This is a genomic window from Dietzia sp. NPDC055340 (genome assembly GCF_053645335.1).
In genome coordinates this window covers 1-16,524 of the sequence record NZ_JBSHML010000008.1, presented here as the reverse complement: position 1 = coordinate 16,524, position 16,524 = coordinate 1, and the positions used below count along the sequence as shown (strand labels likewise).

At 65.2% G+C, this 16,524-nt stretch carries 14 protein-coding genes; 6 read left to right on the top strand and 8 right to left on the bottom strand.

Annotated features, from left to right (window positions below; translation table 11 throughout):
- Positions 1-25 precede the first annotated feature (25 nt).
- Together ACWIFB_RS07495 and ACWIFB_RS07490 are read left to right on the top strand one after the other, a co-directional pair.
- On the top strand, positions 26-292 hold the full coding sequence (locus tag ACWIFB_RS07495; protein ID WP_454057846.1) for a hypothetical protein: 267 nt from the start codon (positions 26-28) through the stop codon (positions 290-292).
- A 93-nt stretch (positions 293-385) separates the two neighbouring features.
- Entirely contained in the window at positions 386-1,216 is an 831-nt protein-coding gene (locus tag ACWIFB_RS07490) for an alpha/beta fold hydrolase (protein WP_454057845.1), read from the top strand.
- Between the two features lie 33 nt (positions 1,217-1,249).
- Here ACWIFB_RS07490 and ACWIFB_RS07485 read toward each other — a convergent pair whose 3' ends face one another.
- Complete coding sequence (locus ACWIFB_RS07485; RefSeq protein ID WP_454057844.1) at positions 1,250-1,663, bottom strand: PRC-barrel domain-containing protein; 414 nt, start codon at positions 1,661-1,663, stop codon at positions 1,250-1,252.
- Positions 1,664-1,919: 256 nt separating this feature from the next.
- Between ACWIFB_RS07485 and ACWIFB_RS07480 the strand changes: the two genes are divergently transcribed.
- Entirely contained in the window at positions 1,920-2,393 is a 474-nt protein-coding gene (locus ACWIFB_RS07480) for a MaoC/PaaZ C-terminal domain-containing protein (RefSeq protein ID WP_454057843.1), read from the top strand.
- 190 nt (positions 2,394-2,583) lie between these two features.
- Here the strand turns inward: ACWIFB_RS07480 and ACWIFB_RS07475 are convergent, their stop codons facing one another.
- Genes ACWIFB_RS07475 through ACWIFB_RS07460 form a run of 4 tightly spaced genes read right to left on the bottom strand, consistent with a single transcriptional unit; the run spans position 2,584 to position 9,183 of the window.
- On the bottom strand, positions 2,584-4,077 hold the full coding sequence (locus ACWIFB_RS07475; RefSeq protein ID WP_454057842.1) for a sodium:solute symporter family protein: 1,494 nt from the start codon (positions 4,075-4,077) through the stop codon (positions 2,584-2,586).
- The gene (locus ACWIFB_RS07470; protein WP_295648735.1) at positions 4,074-4,280 is read right to left on the bottom strand and encodes a hypothetical protein; all 207 of its coding nucleotides are present in this window, start codon (positions 4,278-4,280) and stop codon (positions 4,074-4,076) included. The genes ACWIFB_RS07475 and ACWIFB_RS07470 overlap by 4 nt, the downstream gene beginning before the upstream one ends.
- Positions 4,281-4,303: 23 nt before the next feature.
- The gene (locus tag ACWIFB_RS07465; RefSeq protein WP_454057841.1) at positions 4,304-5,938 is read right to left on the bottom strand and encodes an AMP-binding protein; all 1,635 of its coding nucleotides are present in this window, start codon (positions 5,936-5,938) and stop codon (positions 4,304-4,306) included.
- 8 nt (positions 5,939-5,946) lie between these two features.
- Positions 5,947-9,183: a carboxyl transferase domain-containing protein gene (locus tag ACWIFB_RS07460; protein ID WP_454057840.1), complete on the bottom strand. Its 3,237-nt coding sequence runs from the start codon at positions 9,181-9,183 to the stop codon at positions 5,947-5,949.
- A 132-nt stretch (positions 9,184-9,315) separates the two neighbouring features.
- Here ACWIFB_RS07460 and ACWIFB_RS07455 point away from each other — a divergent pair, with 132 nt between their 5' ends.
- On the top strand, positions 9,316-9,918 hold the full coding sequence (locus ACWIFB_RS07455; protein WP_454057839.1) for a TetR/AcrR family transcriptional regulator: 603 nt from the start codon (positions 9,316-9,318) through the stop codon (positions 9,916-9,918).
- Positions 9,919-10,204: 286 nt separating this feature from the next.
- On the opposite strand, the gene ACWIFB_RS07450 is transcribed toward ACWIFB_RS07455, so the two are convergent.
- The 3 genes from ACWIFB_RS07450 to ACWIFB_RS07440 form a co-directional block, all read right to left on the bottom strand.
- The gene (locus tag ACWIFB_RS07450; protein WP_454057838.1) at positions 10,205-13,261 is read right to left on the bottom strand and encodes a DUF3427 domain-containing protein; all 3,057 of its coding nucleotides are present in this window, start codon (positions 13,259-13,261) and stop codon (positions 10,205-10,207) included.
- Positions 13,258-13,674 (bottom strand): (deoxy)nucleoside triphosphate pyrophosphohydrolase, encoded by a 417-nt coding sequence (locus ACWIFB_RS07445; protein ID WP_454057837.1) that lies wholly within the window; start codon positions 13,672-13,674, stop codon positions 13,258-13,260. Before ACWIFB_RS07445 ends, ACWIFB_RS07450 begins: the two co-directional genes overlap by 4 nt.
- 63 nt (positions 13,675-13,737) lie before the next feature.
- Positions 13,738-14,838: a DUF7064 domain-containing protein gene (locus tag ACWIFB_RS07440; protein WP_295648722.1), complete on the bottom strand. Its 1,101-nt coding sequence runs from the start codon at positions 14,836-14,838 to the stop codon at positions 13,738-13,740.
- A 331-nt stretch (positions 14,839-15,169) separates the two neighbouring features.
- On the opposite strand from ACWIFB_RS07440, the gene ACWIFB_RS07435 reads away from it, so the two are divergent.
- Entirely contained in the window at positions 15,170-16,054 is an 885-nt protein-coding gene (locus ACWIFB_RS07435; RefSeq protein ID WP_454057836.1) for a TIGR03619 family F420-dependent LLM class oxidoreductase, read from the top strand.
- A 42-nt stretch (positions 16,055-16,096) separates the two neighbouring features.
- A partial coding sequence (locus ACWIFB_RS07430; RefSeq protein WP_454057835.1) for an LLM class flavin-dependent oxidoreductase occupies positions 16,097-16,524 on the top strand: 428 nt, incomplete at its 3' end.

The window sequence follows — 16,524 nt, the reverse complement described above, 5'->3', positions numbered from 1 at the left end:
CAACGCCGCCTATTTGACTTCCCCCATGGAGACCCGCGCGTTGGCGATCGCGTTCTTCTACGCGATCGGAACCGCGGTTGGAGGGATCAGTGGCTCGCTGTTGTTCGACAATCTCGTCAAGTCCGGGGACCGAGCTCCGGTGTCCATCGCGTTCTTCGTGGGTACCGGTGTGATCACGCTTGTCGGCGTGATCGAGGTGTTCTTCGGCGTGAAGGCGGAGCGGGCGAATCTGGAGGACATCGCGATGCCACTGACCGCCGCGGACGCCGAGAAGAACTGGGTGTTCCGCTGACCGGGAGTTCGGGACGAGGGCGGCCCTGACGGCGGCGAGAATGTCACGCACCGGTTCCGAATCCCGCACCGGGCCCTCGATCCTGGAGTACTGATGAACAACGTTGACGTCCAATTCGCAGATATCCGTGGGGGCCGTCTCGGATTCCGTGACCTCGGCAATCCTGATGGCCGGCCAGTGCTGTTCCTGCACGGCTCGGGGCCGGGGGTCACGGGTTGGCGGAACTACTCGGAGACCGTCGGCGCGTTCGTTGACGAGTTCCGCTGCATCGTTCTCGAGTTTCCCGGTTTCGGCATCAGTGACGTGCGCGGCGGCCACCCCGTGGTCGACGCCCGGAACAGTTGCGTGGAGATCCTCGACCACCTGGGTATCGACAGGGCGAGCATCGTGGGGAACTCGATGGGCGGCATCGTCGGCGCCGGACTGGCGGCCAAGCAACCCGACCGCGTGGATCGACTCATCTGCATCGGCGGCGTGGGCACCACGTTGTTCAGCCCGGGCCCGGCGGAGGGGATCCGCCTGCTCATGGACTTCCTGGCCGAGCCGGACAAGCCGGCGCTGCACAGGTGGCTGCGGTCGATGGTCTTCGATCAGGCGTTGGTCACCGAGCAGTTGCTGGAGGAGCGGTGGGCGCAGGTCAACGAGCCGGGCGTGATCGAGTCGATGAAGTCCCTCTACAACCCGGCGGCGATCGCCAAGGTCTCCCGTGGCGAGGTCTCCTTCGACCTGGCCGACGTCACCGCGCCGACGCTGCTGTTCTGGGGCCGCGACGATCGCGTCTCCCCGGTGGACATGTCGATCATGCCGATGCGCCTCATGCCGGACTCGGAGGTGCACATTCTGCCGAACTGCGGGCACTGGGTGATGATCGAGCAGAAGGAGGCCTTCGAGCGCCAGGCACGGGAGTTCTTGCTACGTGGATGAGCCCGCGATGAGACGGGCCGGCCATCCGGGCCCTCAGCCGTCTCCGCGCCGGTGGTCGTGTTTGCGCAGCCTCGCGCGTTCGGCCTCCAGCGCCGGCCCGGCCGGCCGGGCTGATCCGGCCGCGTCCGTGCCGCCGCCGTCGAGTTGGTAGTACTCGTACAGGCGGTCCGCTTCGTCGGGCGTGAGATCGCGGCCGGCTTCCACGCTCGGCGCGTCCTTGATCTGATCCTTGGTGAACTCCACGCGGATATCGCTGCCGTCGAAGCGGGCGTCCCGCAACGGCACGAAGCTCTCGGACGTTCCGAGGAGGCTGGTCGAGACGGTGGCGAACGTGGGTTCATCGGTGCGGTCGTCGAGATAGACGGTGCTGATCTTGCCGATCTTGTCTCCCGAACTGTCGTAGACGACCGCGCCATAGAAACGATCGAGTAGTTCCTTGTCGATCATGACGGACTCCCTAAGTAGCCGGATCAAACACCAGCCACGCTAGGAGCCCGCCAGTGGGTTTGCGACCGGTCCGATGCCCCCGGCCGCCCTGGGCGCGTGCCCCGCGGGTACGGAGTCACCGCAGCCCCGGGAGCAGGTGCCGCCACCACTTTCGCGGTAACGGGCGGCGCGCCGTGGAACACTCGCGGCCAAACCAATCGACGACGCTCGCGTCCGCGACAGCCGAGGCGCCGGGCAGAGCAGAGGTGCGCAACCGATGACCACAACGCCGAAGATGCCCACCGACTGGTACTTCGAGGACTTCTTCGAGGGGCAGGTGTTCCGGACCCAGGGGCGCACGATCACCGAGGCCGACCTGGTGACGTTCGCCGGCTGGAGTTGGGACACCAATCCCGTGCATACGGACGCCGTCTCCACCGCGGAGGGGCGCTTCGGGGGCCCGATCGCGCACGGGATGCTGGGGCTGTCCGTCCTCCTCGGGCTCGCGTCGCGGGTGGGTGTGTTCGACGGCTGTTCGGTGGCGTTGCTCGGGATCGACGGCTGGCGGTTCCATCTGCCGATCCGCGCCGGTGACACGGTGCGTGCGGAGATCACCATCACGGGGACTCGTCTCACGTCGTCGGGGGAGACCGGCGTCCTGGAGCGACGCTTCGAGCTGTTCGGCGCGGATGGCCAGCTGGTGCAGAGCGGCCGGATCGACTTGATGGTGAGCTGCCGTCCGAAGGGGTAGTTGGTCGCGAGGGGCCGCGCAGGGGAATGACGACAACGACGATGATGACGACGAAGCGTGTGCCGTCACGAACGAGAGCCGCCACCCGGTGCTCGTACCGGGCGGCGGCTCTTGCGTTTTCCGACGAGATGGGCTGGCTATGCTGTCCCGCCGTGTGTAGACCGGAGAGGACTCCCCGACGGTGTTCTTGCTACGGAGCGCTCGATGCGGGTGCGGTGTCGGGCCGATCGACGCTGGGTGCCGAGTCCTTCTCCTCGGCAGGTTCCGCGTGATCGAACTGGGTGTCTCCGAGCGTCTCCCTCTGGGTGAGGAGGCTGACCACGATCGTGACCAGGAAGGAGACCGGGAGCCCGAAGAGGATCTCGGTGGAAGGGCCGAGGTCGAGCAGGAAATAGGCCAGTCCGAAGGCGATCGCACCGGCGGACATGCCGGCTGTGGCCCCGGCACTGTTGGCTCGCGTCCACCAGATTCCCAGGACCATGGGTGCGAAAAACGCAGATGCGAGGAGCCCGACGGCCGCGGTGTACAGGACGATCAGAAGGTCCGGCGGGTTGAGCGTCAGAATGATGCACACGAGCCCGATGACCCAGGTCGCCACGAACGAGACCCGCACGACCTCGCGCTCCGATGCCTGTGGCCGGATGATGCGGTGGTAGAGGTCATGGCCGATAGCGGCACTACATGCGTGGAGAAGTCCGGCGGTCGTCGACATGACGGCGGCGAGGATCGCGGCTACCACGAAGCCCTGCCAGATCGAGGGGAGGAGCTGGTCCGTGAGCTCGAGGAACGCGGCATCGGGGTTGGCGGTGTCGATGTCGTCGAGCAGGACGGCCGCGCCGACCGAGATGACGAACAGCACCAGGAACATCATCGTTCCGTAGATGAGCGTGGCGTAGTTCAGTGACTTTCGGGCCGACTTCTCGTTCTTGGCGGAGAACACCCGCATGATCACGTGTGGGAGAACGGACATCGCAGTGGCGAAGGTGAGGAAGGCCCCGACATAGGAGATGACGGGCACGCCCTCGGAGACGGCGCCGAGTGTGGGGAACTGAGTCGTGGCGGACTCGAACGCGATGAGCGGATCGCCGACCGCGTTGATGACCACTACGGACAGGCCCGCGACCATGGAGAACATGAGGATGCCCTGGAAGATGTCGTTCCAGGTCACCGAGAGAAAGCCGCCGATCGACACATACAGGATGAAGACGATTCCGGTGGCCCACAGGCTGGCGGTGATGTCCCATCCCAGCAGGTAGCTGCCGACGATGCTGGCACCCTTGAGCTGTGCAACGAGATAGGCGCCGCTGGCGAGCACCACGATGATGGGCACCGCCCACCTCATGAAGGCGTTGTTGTAGCGCAGCCGGAAGTAGTCCGGAACGGTGAACTTTCCGGTGCGGCGCAGCGGCCGCGCCACAAGGATCGCGGCCACGACGAACCCGACAGGTGCGCCGGCGACCAGCGCGGTGAAGTAGGGGAGGCCGAGGGCGACCGCAGTGCCCGTGGCCGCGAGGATCGAGCCGCCGCTGGCGAGGGAGGCGAGGAACGCCCACGAGTTGACGAATGTGCCCAGACTCCGGCCGGCGATGAAGAACTCCTCCGTGGAGCCGGCCACCCTGCGTCGGGCAAGGAGTCCGATCGCGATGAGGATCGCGAAGTAGACGAGAACGATGAGGACACTCATACCGCGTCCTCCCTGTCGTCGAGGCTGCCCGCGAGCATCGAGAGGAGCGGGGCGAGGAACATGAGCGAGGTGAGCATCCAGGCGGTCAAGCTGATGTTCAGAAGGTAGAGCTCGTGAGACCAGGGCATGATGGCCACACAGAAGTAGACCGCGATGCCTATCAGGAGCCCCAGGTCTCTCCTGGAGATTTTCTCTCTGTGCACGATTTCTTCTCTCTCTTGAGGGATCAGCCGCGCGACGCGCGTTCTGTGAGGGCGGTTTTCCGGATCTTCCCCGTAGCCGTCATCGGCATGGATTCGACGATCTCGATCAGGGGGAGCTTGTAGCGCGACATGTTCTCGCGGCACCACGCCTCGAGTTCGGTCGCGGTGAGGGACGAGCCGGCGTGCGGCTGGACGAAGGCCAGCGGACGCTGTTCGGTCTCGGGGTCGGCCATGGGGACCACGGCGACGGCCAGGACGTCCGGGTGGCGTGAGACGAGGAGCTCGACTTCGGCCGGGAAGACACTCATCCCGTTGACCTTGATCATCTCCTTCTGCCGGCCGAGGAAGTGCAGGTAGCCGTCGGAGTCGATGCGTCCGGTGTCCCCGGTGTGGAGCCACCCATCGACGATCTGCGCGGCGGTGGCCTCCTCGTTCCGCCAGTAGCCGCTGGTCACAGAGGGGCTGCGGACGATGATCTCGCCGACCTCGTCGAGCGCGACCGGCTGCTGGGTTCCGAACTCGACCACCGCGATGTCGGTCCCCGGTACCGGGAGGCCGCAGAACACGGGTTCGGCGTTGAGATCGAAGTCATTCTCCGCCATCCCGTAGGGGATCGCGTCCAGGGTGTGGGTCTCGGTCATGCCGTAGGCCGCCTCGCGGAGAACACCGGTGCAGTTGGTGCTCCGCGCCCAGTCGTGCCGGACCTCGGGGGACATCTTGCGGACGAAGGAGACAGCCTGCGGATCGGTCATCGAGGAGAAGTCCCGGTCCGCAACGTCGGGCATCGCCATGATCTCGAGATAGTTCTCGACGGTGCCGATCATCACGGAGACGCCGTACTTCTCGATCGCATCCACGACCTCAGCCGCGTTCCACCGGGCCAACAGGACAGAGGTACCGCCGAGGACGATCGGGAGCAGGAGTCCGAGGTCCTCGCCGGCGATCCAGAAGACGGGAAGATAACAGAGGCTGGTGAACGACCCGTCCCGTGGGAGTTCGGTGGCCGTCGCGGTACTGGCCGCGGTGTAGAGCATGTCCCGCTGCGTGTGCGTACATCCCTTGGGGAGACCGGTGGTGCCGCCTGTGTAGTTCAACGCCGCCAGTGAATCGAGGTCTCCGTCGTCGTCGCGGTACGGCGCGGCCCCGATGATCCGGTCCCAATCCTCGTCGACCGCGGCTATCACCGCGTCCCCGCGGGCGTCCCCGGCGTTCTCCGATAGATGCTTGAGCGCGGAGGTGCAGAGGATCAGGGACGGCCCCGCGTCGCTGAGCTCGTGGTTGAGTTCGGCTTGGGCGAACATCGGGTTGACCGGGACGTGCACCGCGCCGAGTCGCAACACGGCGAGGAAACAGAGGTAGAACTCGGCGCAGTTGCCCATGTGGAGGGCGACCCGGTCTCCCTTCGTCACGCCGGTGGAGCTCATCCATCCGGCGATCCGCCTGTGGAGGTCGTCCACCTCGGCAAAGGTGTACTCGCGGCCGTCGAACACCAGGGCGGTCTCGGCGCCTCGGACGTCGGCCCAGTGCGAGATATGCGCGGGAATGCTGATCTCACCGGCCGGGTAGTGGACCTCTGAGGGGAGTCCGGCCGGGCGGGTGGAGTCCTGCAGTCGTTTGAGATCGCTGATGTAGCTGTTGAGTTCTGTCAGGTCGAGCATGTTTGTCCTCACCACGTGTCGATGTAGTTGCGGGCACGGTCCGCGTCCCGGTCCCGGTTCTTCTGGTCGAGCAGGATCCGTCGCACCCACTGGCGAGAGGCGGCCGGATCGATGACCTCGTCGAATTCGTGCTTCATCGCGGCATTGATCGCCTTGCCCTCCTCGTAGAGTTCGTCAACACGTCGCTCGTACTGTTTCTTCTGTTCCTCGGGATCGGTGATCGCCTCGAGTTCCTTGGCGAACCCGAGGGTGACGGCACCCTCGAGTCCCATTCCCCCGATCTCACCGGTGGGCCAGGCGACGGTGGCGTGCGTGCTCACGAAGCTGCCCAACGCCATCGCCTGGGCTCCGAGGCCGTAGCCCTTGCGCAGGATGATCGTCATGGTGGGGATGCTCAGGTGGGCGCCGATCACGAACAGTCGTGAGAAGTGACGCACGGTCGCGGTCTTCTCCGACTCCGGGCCGACCATGAAGCCGGGGGTGTCGCACAACGAAAGGACCGGCAGCCCGTGAGCCTCACAGAGTTGGAGGAAGCGGGCCATCTTGTCCGCCCCGTCGGCGTCTATCGCTCCGCCCAGGTGCGCGGGGTCGTTCGCGATCAGGCCGATCGACTCGCCCTCGACCCGGGCGAGTCCGGTGATCATGCCGGCGCCGAACTCGCGGCGAAGCTCTGTGAACGAACCCTCGTCGACCAGGGTCCGGATGAGGTCGCGGACGGAGTAGACTTGCTTGCGGTTCTCTCCGATCGAGTGGCGGAGCAGCCGCTGGTCCGCGGCCGTCCACGGGGTCGCCTCGCGGTCGAAGTAGGCGAGGTAGCCGCGGGCGGCGTCGATCGCCCGGGCGTCGTCCTCGACGAGGATGTCGACGACGCCGTTGCGGGACTGGACCGACATCGGGCCGACTTCCTCAGGTGTGAAGGTGCCGAGCCCGCCGCCCTCGATCATCGCGGGGCCCGCCATGCCGAGCGTGGCGTCCTCGGTGCCGATGATGACGTCACAACAGCCCAAGAGGGCGGCGTTGCCGGCGAAGCACCTGCCGGTGACCACGCCGATGGTCGGCACCGAACCGCTGAGCGCACCCATCGCGGCGAATGTCGTCAGGTTGAGGCCGGCGGCCCGGATGACATTGATGTCCACGTCTCCCGGGCGGCCACCACCGCCCTCGGCGAACAGCACGACCGGGACCTTGCGTTCGGCTGCGATCTGCAGCATCCGGTCGGTCTTGGCGTGATTGAAGTGGCCCTGCGTGCCGGCCAGCACCGTGTAGTCGTAGGCCAGGACCGCGACCTCGGTGCCGTTGATGATGGCGAGACCGGTGATGATGCCGTCACCGGGGGTGTTGTCGATGAGGTCGTCGATGTCGCGTCGTAGGCGCTGCGCGGCGACGGGGAAGGTCCCGAATTCGAGGAACGAGCCCTCGTCGACGAGTCTGTCGATGGACTCGCGTGCGGTCAGATGACCCCTGGCGTGGCGCTTCTCCACAGCTTGCGGGCGATTCTCATCGATCGTCCGGTGCCGTCGGGAGAGGTACTCCGCGAGATCCGGGCGGATGTGTTCCAGGTCGGGGCCCTGGTCGACGTCGTCGTCGTCGTCAACCAGGCCGGATGTGTAATCCACCACGGCGACCACATCGCCCGCGGTGACCTGCTGCCCGACCTCGGCGTTGACTGCGGTCACGATCCCCTTGGCCAGGGGTGTGATCGCGTGTTCCATCTTCATGGCTTCGACCACGACGAGCGTGTCGCGTGGCCCGACCGTCTGGCCGACCTGCACGTTCACGCCGACGACGGCCCCGGAGACCGGGGTGGTGGTGCGGCCGTCGTGAGGGTTGGAGGCACCGGGGTCAGCAGGTGAGTTGGTCTCTGGGGTCGACTGCTCGGCGAGATGGTCGTCCAGCAGTCGGGTGGAGAACTCGCCGCGACGGAAGGCCGCGTCGGACAGGATCTCTTCGATCAACGCGCGGTTGGTGGCCACCCCGTCGACCGTCAGGGCGCGGAGGGCATCCGAGGCTGCGGAGGTGGCGTCGGCGAAGTCGCCCTCGGTAACCGTGACGACTTTGGCCACCAGCGAGTCGAAGGTGCCGTCGATGACCGTGCCGCTCCGCAGGTAGGTGTCGACCCGCACGCCGTCGGGACGTGTCAGTCGGTCCACCGTGCCGGTGGCGGGGGCCCAGATCCCGTTCGAGAAATGCTCGGCGTTCACCCGGCTCTGCATCGCGTACTTCTGCGGCGGGGACGCGATGGAGCTGATGCTGCGCTGGTCTAGGCCGACGATCTCGGGGAGGTCGGCGAAGGTCTGCCCGGTCGCGATGCGGAGCTGGAGTCCGATTAGGTCGATGCCCAGGAGTTCCTCGGTGATGGTGTGCTCCACCTGGAGACGGGGGTTGACCTCGATGAAGATGTGATCGAGCCAGCCGGTCTCGCGCAGCGTGCCCTCATCGACCAGGAACTCGACCGTCGCTAGTCCGCGGTAGCCGATCCCCTGCATGAGTCGCCGTGCGTCGTAGATCAGCCGCTCGCGGTGCTCGGGTGCGAGGGCGGGGCTCGGCGTGACCTCTATGATCTTCTGGTTGCGGCGCTGAATGGAGCAGTCCCGCTCAGTGAGGGCGATGGCGGACCCTGTTCCGTCGGCGACGACCTGGATCTCGATGTGGCGCGCGAGCGGGACGTAGCGCTCGGCGTACAGGTCGCTCTGGCCGAAGGCGCGGAGCGACTCGGAGGAGCAGCGGGCGACGGCTTCCTCGATCTCGGCGGGGTCGGTCACGGCACGCATGCCGCGTCCGCCGCCGCCGACCGCGGACTTGACCATGACACCGGCCGGGTGGCGATCCAACAGTGCGCGGATCTCGCTCACGTCGGCGGGCGACGAAGTGGATTCGAGGACGGGGACACCGGTGGCCTGCGCGTGGGCCCGGCTCCGGACCTTGTCACCGAACAGTGCGAGTAGTTCAGGGCAGGGGCCGATGAAGGCGAGGCCGGCATTCGCGCAGGCGGTCGCGAGCTCGTCCGACTCGGAGAGGAACCCGTAGCCCGGATGGACCATGTCGCATCCGGTGGCGGCTGCGGTCCGGACCAGGTCCTCGGGCGAGAGGTAGGCGCCGACTCCGGTCAGGGGGAGCTGGACGGAGTCCTCGCTCAGCGGCTGCTCACCCCTGGCGTGTACGTGCTGAGTGGTCCACCCCAGTGCGGTCACGGACTCGGCGATCCGCACGGCGATTTCGCCACGGTTGGCGATCAGGACCTTCATCGATGCTCCTAGACGGTTGAAAGTCGTTGCGCTGTTGTCTGCGTCACACTGATCGTGATTGACGTTGACGTTAATGTCAATATCCGTGAGGAAGCGGGATAGGCTGGCGGCATGGCTGACAATGGATGGTCTGTGCGCTCCGCCCGCGATCGGGAAGGTTCTCCACGGCGCCTGCAGTTGGTACATGCGGCCAGGGGGGTGTTCGAGCGACTGGGGTACGCCGCCACGACCGTTGCTGACATCACCGAGGCCGCCGGCGTGAGTCGTGCCACCTTCTACGTGTACTTCTCATCCAAGGAGGAGGTGTTCGAGGTGCTCGCGCGCGAGGTCGGTGACGCGTATCTCGAAGCTCAACGGGTGCGAAGAGAGGGCGAGACCGATGTCCTGGGCATACTGCGTCGAACAATCGGTACGACGCTGGAGGTGGAGGTCCGTTACCGCTCGTTCCTGGTCGTCATGGACCACCAGTCCATTGCCGACGAGGCGGTCAAACAGCGGTGGGATCAGATCCAGCAGGAGGTGATTGACAGAACGGCGAGTTTCATCACACATGCCCGAGACAGCGGGCTGATTGATCCCGTCACTGAACCCGAGTTCGTCACCCGGATGGGCCTGGGTCTCAACAAGAGCCTGGCGCCGTTGATTGCCGACGGCAGGCTCTCGCTCGACACCGCGGTGGCTCGCTCGATCGAGATCTGGAAGGCCGCGATTCGCCCGGTCGAGAAGCGGGTGTAGTCCACGCGTCGGAGCCGGTCGCAGGTGTCCCGGCCCCGGCGCGCACAATGCTCGGGGTTGACGGCGGATCTGCAGTGTGGCCGGGGAGGCTCTGTGTTCTCAGCGATTCCCCGCCCGACGGGATGCTCAAGACGTCACTCGTCCTCGCGACCGCAGCTATTGCTCGCTGGGTGTTGTTTTCGCGTCGGTCGAGTTGCCATCCTGGTCTTCAGCTGTTCTTTGGTCCGAAGTGTCAGGGGAGGCTCCGAGGGAGGATTCCGTGACTGGGTAGCCCCAATCATCCAAATTAAACACTCAGTGCTGATGCGTGAGCGAGGACATCGGCAGGCATTGGACGCCGAAGTTCCCAGCGAATCTGGATCGGTCGTTCGCCGGAGTGCGAGACGTAGTCAGCGTTGCCCAACAGCATGAAGGGCGCAGTCGCTACGTCATCTTTCGGTGAGTTCCGGACCGCGAGTAGGACGTTGGTCCCGATCTCACGCTGACTGAGGTATCGACGGCCGGTCTTCGATGACTGCGAGGTGCCCGACTGCGATTCCCAGTCAAACAACGTTGGCGAAACAGGGACGTCGCGGTACATCGTCGACGGGCTGAAGATGGCCTCGTCCTTGTGGAGATTGATAAAGAAGATGTCGGTCTGGTGGGCTTCAGACCAAGCGACGCCTTCGCGGGATCCCTGCGGTCTTCCGTCCTTGCCGCGCCAGTCGAGCGCTGAAAGGAGTTCCTCGCGGCTGTAGCTCGCATGTGATCGCAGGGGGAGGTCAACGAGGTTGCCCTCGAGTGGAAGCGGAACGTGGTGGATGTTCCGGGTCGCAGCTTCCATGAGCTGTATCAGTTCCTCGAAGAGCCGGGGGAACGCAGCGAGTTCGGTGACGGTGCGAGCAAAGTCAGGCGTGGCTTGTGAAGGGACCAGGTAGTCCACGAGCATTGACGCCCAAAGATCGTCGCGGGTGAGCGCGTCGCCGGCCAAGATGGTTTCGGCTACGCGGGCGTATTCTCGAATGCGGTCGATGTCGTCAACTGTCCTCAAGCGTTGGAGCTTTTTGAGGAGCTTCTTTTCTTCGCCTTCTGGCTCGGCCTGCCCCGTCGCGATAGTCACGATCGTCGTCCAGGAACGATCTGTGCGGTATACGTCGTCCAGGTCGCGATTGGTTTCATCGAGGAATTCGGCCAGCTTGGGGACTTCTCCTAGTGATGACAGGTCCTTTGCTAGAGCGTTCTTGGTATTGGCATTGACTGCCATCCTTATCGACTGGAGGACCTCTTCTCGAGATACCTCGTCGAGAACGATCCGCGAGGCGCCGGGAAGGGACGGGAATCCCACATCGAGGTCAGACTTGAGGCGGCGGCGCGACAACCCGGTCATTGCGTGGAACCTGCCAGCGAGGTTGAAGTCGGCACGATGTTGGCCCACAAAGTCCAAGACGATGAGAACCGCTTTGCCCGGGGAGCGACGCAAGCCGCGGCCGAGTTGCTGAATGAAGATCGTCGAGCTGGCGGTCGGACGCAACATGAGAACAACATCCACAGACGGGATATCGACGCCCTCGTTGAAGACATCGACGGTGAAGATGCATCGCAGCTCGCCCGCCTTCAGTTGCTCGACCAGGGCGCGGCGCTCGTCGGGGGCCGTGGTGCCGACTATGGCGGCAGACGGAAGACCCCGGGCGGTGAACGTTTCGGCCATGTAGTTGGCATGGTCAACTGAGACACAAAAGCCGAGAGCCCGCATCCGTGAGGGGTCTAGGACCTTCTCGCGGAGCGCCTTGAGGATGAGCAGTGTCCGAGCATCGTTGCCGGTGTACAACGCAGAGAGCGCTACTGGACTGTATTGACCAGCGGTCCATTCGACATCGCGCAGATCGGTGTTGTCGGAGATCCCGTAATAGTGGAACGGGCACAACAGATCCTGCTCGAGCGCATCCCACAACCGCAGCTCGTACGCTGTGCGGCCATCAAAGAACTCACGAACGTCGACGCCGTCAGCGGGTTCAGGTGTGGCAGTCAGTCCCAACACTTCGCCGGCGTGGAACTTCGAGAGGAGCCTCCGGTAGCTAGAGGCCTCTGCGTGATGAAACTCGTCAATGACAAGTACATCCCAGTGATCCGATGCATCGGAATCGCGATCGAGGGACTGGATGCTGGCGAAGACGTGCTTCCACTTGCGTGGTCGGTCGCCACCGACGAAGAGTTCGCCGAAGGAACCATCGCCGAGCACCGCTCGGTATGTCCGTAGCGCCTGGACGAGGATTTCTTTGCGGTGCGCGACAAAGAGCAGTGAAGGCTGCGTGCCGCCGGCTTCTTCGACCAACCTGCGGTAGTCGAGCGCCGCGACGACGGTCTTTCCCGTGCCAGTAGCGGCGACCAGAAGGTTTCGGTGATGCCCGAAGACCTCGCGCTCAGTGGCAAGCGCGTCGAGCATCAGCTGCTGGTGGCCGAACGGACGCACTTCGAGCCCAGCGAGTGTGACCAGGACGGAGCCGCTCTTGCGACCACCGGCCTCCTCTAGCGCCTGGTCTATCTTGTCAGCGTCGCGCTCTGGGTCGTATGGCTCGAAGTCCGGCAGATTCCAGTACGAGTCAAAGACCGTTCGGAACTTGGCGATCTGAGCAGTGTGGATCACGGACGAAAGTCGCACGTTCCATTCCAGGCCGTCTACGAGCGCCGAACGGGACAGGTTTGAGCTGCCCTTATAGGCAGTGTCGAATCCCGAGTGTCGGCGAAAGAGCCAGGCCTTGGCGTGGAGTCGCGTGGAGGCCTTCTCGAAGCGCACTTTGACATGCGCCCCGTAATCCCGCACGAGTACGTCGAGGGCTCTCCGATCCGTTGCGCCCATGTACGTCGTGGTGAGAACGCGCGGAGTGATTCCACGTTCGGCGAGTAGCTCGAACTGCGGAGCAAGCACCGTCACGCCGGTGAACTTTACGAAGGCGCAGAGGAGATCAACCTCATCTGCAGACTCCATTTCGAGGGCGAGCTCGTTGCCGAGACCGGGTTCGTCGCGGGCGTTGGTGAGAAGCGCGCCCTCCGATAGCGGCGTGGAGGGACGTCGTGGCTGAGACTTGCCAGTGGGATAGATGGATTGAAGGATCGAGCCGCCGGCGAGGTCATCATCGGAATCAAGCGCCTCGACGAGACGCTCGACGAACGCCATTCGCTTGTCAGTTTCGAGGGTTTCGAGATGCCGCCGAACTGCATCGCCAACATGGCGACCAAGTATCTCGGGAGCCAGTGTGGGATCGAGATCGACGACGCTGTGAGCACGTTCAGTAACCGCCAGCCGGCGTTGGATCCGAGGAGTAAGGACCGACTCGTAGAGGCCGTCAGGCAGCGGTGCACTCACTGATGCTGCTCCAACTGAACCCGGTACTCGGAGGACGTGAGGATTGCTACAGCCGGGAGGTCTGGAGCGGCCCAATCGAGGGCGGGCAGCGAGCCAATGGAGACCCACCGCAGCTCGTCGTGGTCAGTGCTGTGCGTTGGCACGTCTGCGGACGTCACGAGATAGCAGGACAGATCAATGTCGTTGTCGCCGACTGTGGTGACGGACCTGTCGATGAGGGCGTCGACCGAGATGGAGATCCCAAGTTCTTCCCGGATCTCGCGAACTAAGGCGGCCTCGGGAGTCTCGTCTTCGTCGACCTTCCCGCCCGGAAACTCCCACCAACCCGCAGCAGTCTTGCCGGGCGCGCGGCGGCAGGCAAGAACGGTGCCGTCGCAAACAAATACTGCCGCAACGACCTCAAGACGCCGCAATGGAGCTCCCTATGATTCCCAGCCTTGATGAACAGACCTTGACCATATCGGGAGCCTCCGACATCACTTCGCCATATCCACCCAGTCCTTGAACCCCGACGGATCGTGGCGGCCCATATTGGCGTGCTCGAACATGCCCCAGCCCTCGGCGCCGTTGCACCTCGCGCGCGCCACATGGTCCACGACGTTGTACGGGAGCATCCCTGTGACGTCCGTGGAGGTCATGTCATAGGAGACGGACTCGCTCCAGTCGCGGCCCATCCAGCGGCCGTGCGACCAGGCCGGGTCACCCACGTAGCCCGAGCCCATGCTGAGCGGGATGCCGAGCAGCGTGTCGATCTCCAGCAATAGCGGTTCGCCCCGGGGCGTGGTCAGGTGCACGCGAACGTGCTCGGGGTGGCGGGTGCCGGCGCGGTAGTCGACCTCCATCCGCGGCCATCCCAGCTGCTCGATGCGGCCGTCGGCAAACACCCGACTCGCGTGGTTGAGGCTGCGGTGACCGTCGGGACTCTCCTGCAGGATGATCACCAGCGCGAAGTCGTCGAACCGCAGCGGGATGTACGTCCACCAGAACCCGTCCCGCGGCTCCTCGGCGAAGCGCTCCTGCGGATCCGGCGCGCCACTGGGGCGGATGCCCCAGGATCGGTCGCGGGTGCCGAGCCACACGGCCGGGTCCACCGCGAAGTCCTCGCCGTCGACGTTCAACATCCCCGACCAGCTCCCCACCTGCGCGAACCGGCTGGCATCCAACATCGTGCGCGGCCCGTCCATGAGGATGTGTCGCTCCTCGAGCACCGCCTCGAACGAGCCCTCCCACCGCAGATCCATGGACAGGTCCTCGTGCTCGCACACCACCCGCAGCGACCGCAGCGGCTCGATCACTTCGATCTGGTAGCCGCCGACCTTCGGCTCGGTGGACCGGGCCTCGAGCGCATCCGAGAATCGCACCGACCGCTGCGTGTCCCCGTGGCGGACCGTGGCAAACGCATCCACCACGCCGAGGTTCGGATACACCCCGAACCCGGTCACCAGGAACACCTCGCCGGAGCGGTCGTGGGCGTTGAAGTAGTTGCGGTCGTAGAAGTTCCGGTCACTCGTCGACACCTGCGCCATCGACAGCGGGGTCTGGTGAACGGGGAACTCGTCGAGCGGGGCGGGCTTCATCGGCTGGCCTTGTCGTCTGTGAGGAACCGGGGGTGATTCCACACTGGCCGACGGCACGACCGGCTGGCCCGGATTCGCTCAGATTGATTCCGGGAAGTGCGCACGTTGCCATGGTGAGTTGCGGTGTGCGCAGTCAACCCGCCGACGGTGGCGACGGTGTCGATCCGTTTGCCGGTGTGGCCAACCGGGGCGGGGGTTACGCGCCGACCCTACCGTGGTGTACACATGTGACTACAGCGTATGTACACACTTGACTACAGTGACGGTGTCGGGCCGCCGTGTCGGGGCTGAGAACCGCACCGTCCCCGACCCCGACAGCAGAGGTAGCCCCATGCAGTTCTCCACCCCGATCGCGTTCAGCCCGATCGACCAGATCCTCGACCTCGCCCGTGCGGCAGAGGATGCCGGTTTCGCGCGAATCACGCTCCCTGATTCGCTGTTCCTGCCGCACCGGCAGGACACCGACTACCCGTACACCCCTGACGGGTCGCGGATGTGGGACGAGAACACCCCGTGGGTCGAACCGCTGACGGCGATCGCAGCCATGGGCGCGGTCACCTCGACCATCCGGTTCTGCCCACAGGTGCTCAAGTTCGGCCCTCGTCAGCCCCTCCTGCTGGCCCGGCAGCTGTCCACGGTGTCCCACCTGACCGGCGGTCGTGTGGACCTGGGCGTCGGGATCGGGTGGGATCCCAACGAGTTCGCCTGGTGCGGCGTCCCCTACCCGGGTCGCGGCAAGCGGGTGGACGAGATGCTCGAGATCCTCCGCCTGGCCGGCGACGGCGGCTGGTTCGAGTACCACGGCGAGCACTTCGACTTCGACCGCCTCACGCTCGACCCGCCTCCGCTCACCCAAGTGCCCTTCTACGTGGGCGGCCACACCGCGCCGGCGCTTCGCCGCGCCGTCCGCGTCGGCCAGGGGTGGACGTCGGCGATGATGAAGTTCGACGACATCGTCAGCACGATCGGGCGCCTCGGTGAGCTGCTCGAGGCCGACGGGCGCTCGCTGGCGGACCGTGGCGACGGCCAGCCGTTCGCCATCCAGGTGGCGTGCATCGACAAGTACGGCACCCGTGGATTTGCCGAGCTCGCCGACGCGGGCGTCACGGACGTCATCGTCATCCCCTGGCTGATCGAGGGCCACGGGTACGACGCTCCCCTCGAGGTCAAGCGCGAGTCCCTCGCCCGCTTCGGCGAGAAGTACATCACCGCCTGACCCTGATCAACACTCACAACTATCGCCCCTCAGGAGTCCCGAATGACTGACAACGCACCCCTCAAGCTCGGTTATAAGGCCTCGGCCGAGCAGTTCGGTCCGCGTGATCTGGTGGAGTTTGCGGTTCTGGCTGAGCGGGCGGGGATGGATTCGGCGACGGTGTCGGATCATTTCCAGCCGTGGCGTCACGATGGTGGGCATGCGCCGTTTTCGTTGTCGTGGCTGACCGCGGTCGGTGAGCGCACCGAGCGGCTGCAGTTGGGCACGTCGGTGCTCACGCCGACGTTCCGTTACAACCCGGCGGTGTTGGCGCAGGCGTTCGCGACCATGGCGTGCCTGTACCCGGGCCGGGTCTTCCTCGGCGTGGGCACGGGTGAGGCCCTGAATGAGATCGCCACGGGCCATCAGGGTGAGTGGCCGGCGTTCAAGGAGCGTTTCGCTCGCCTTCGTGAGTCGGTCCGGCTCATGCG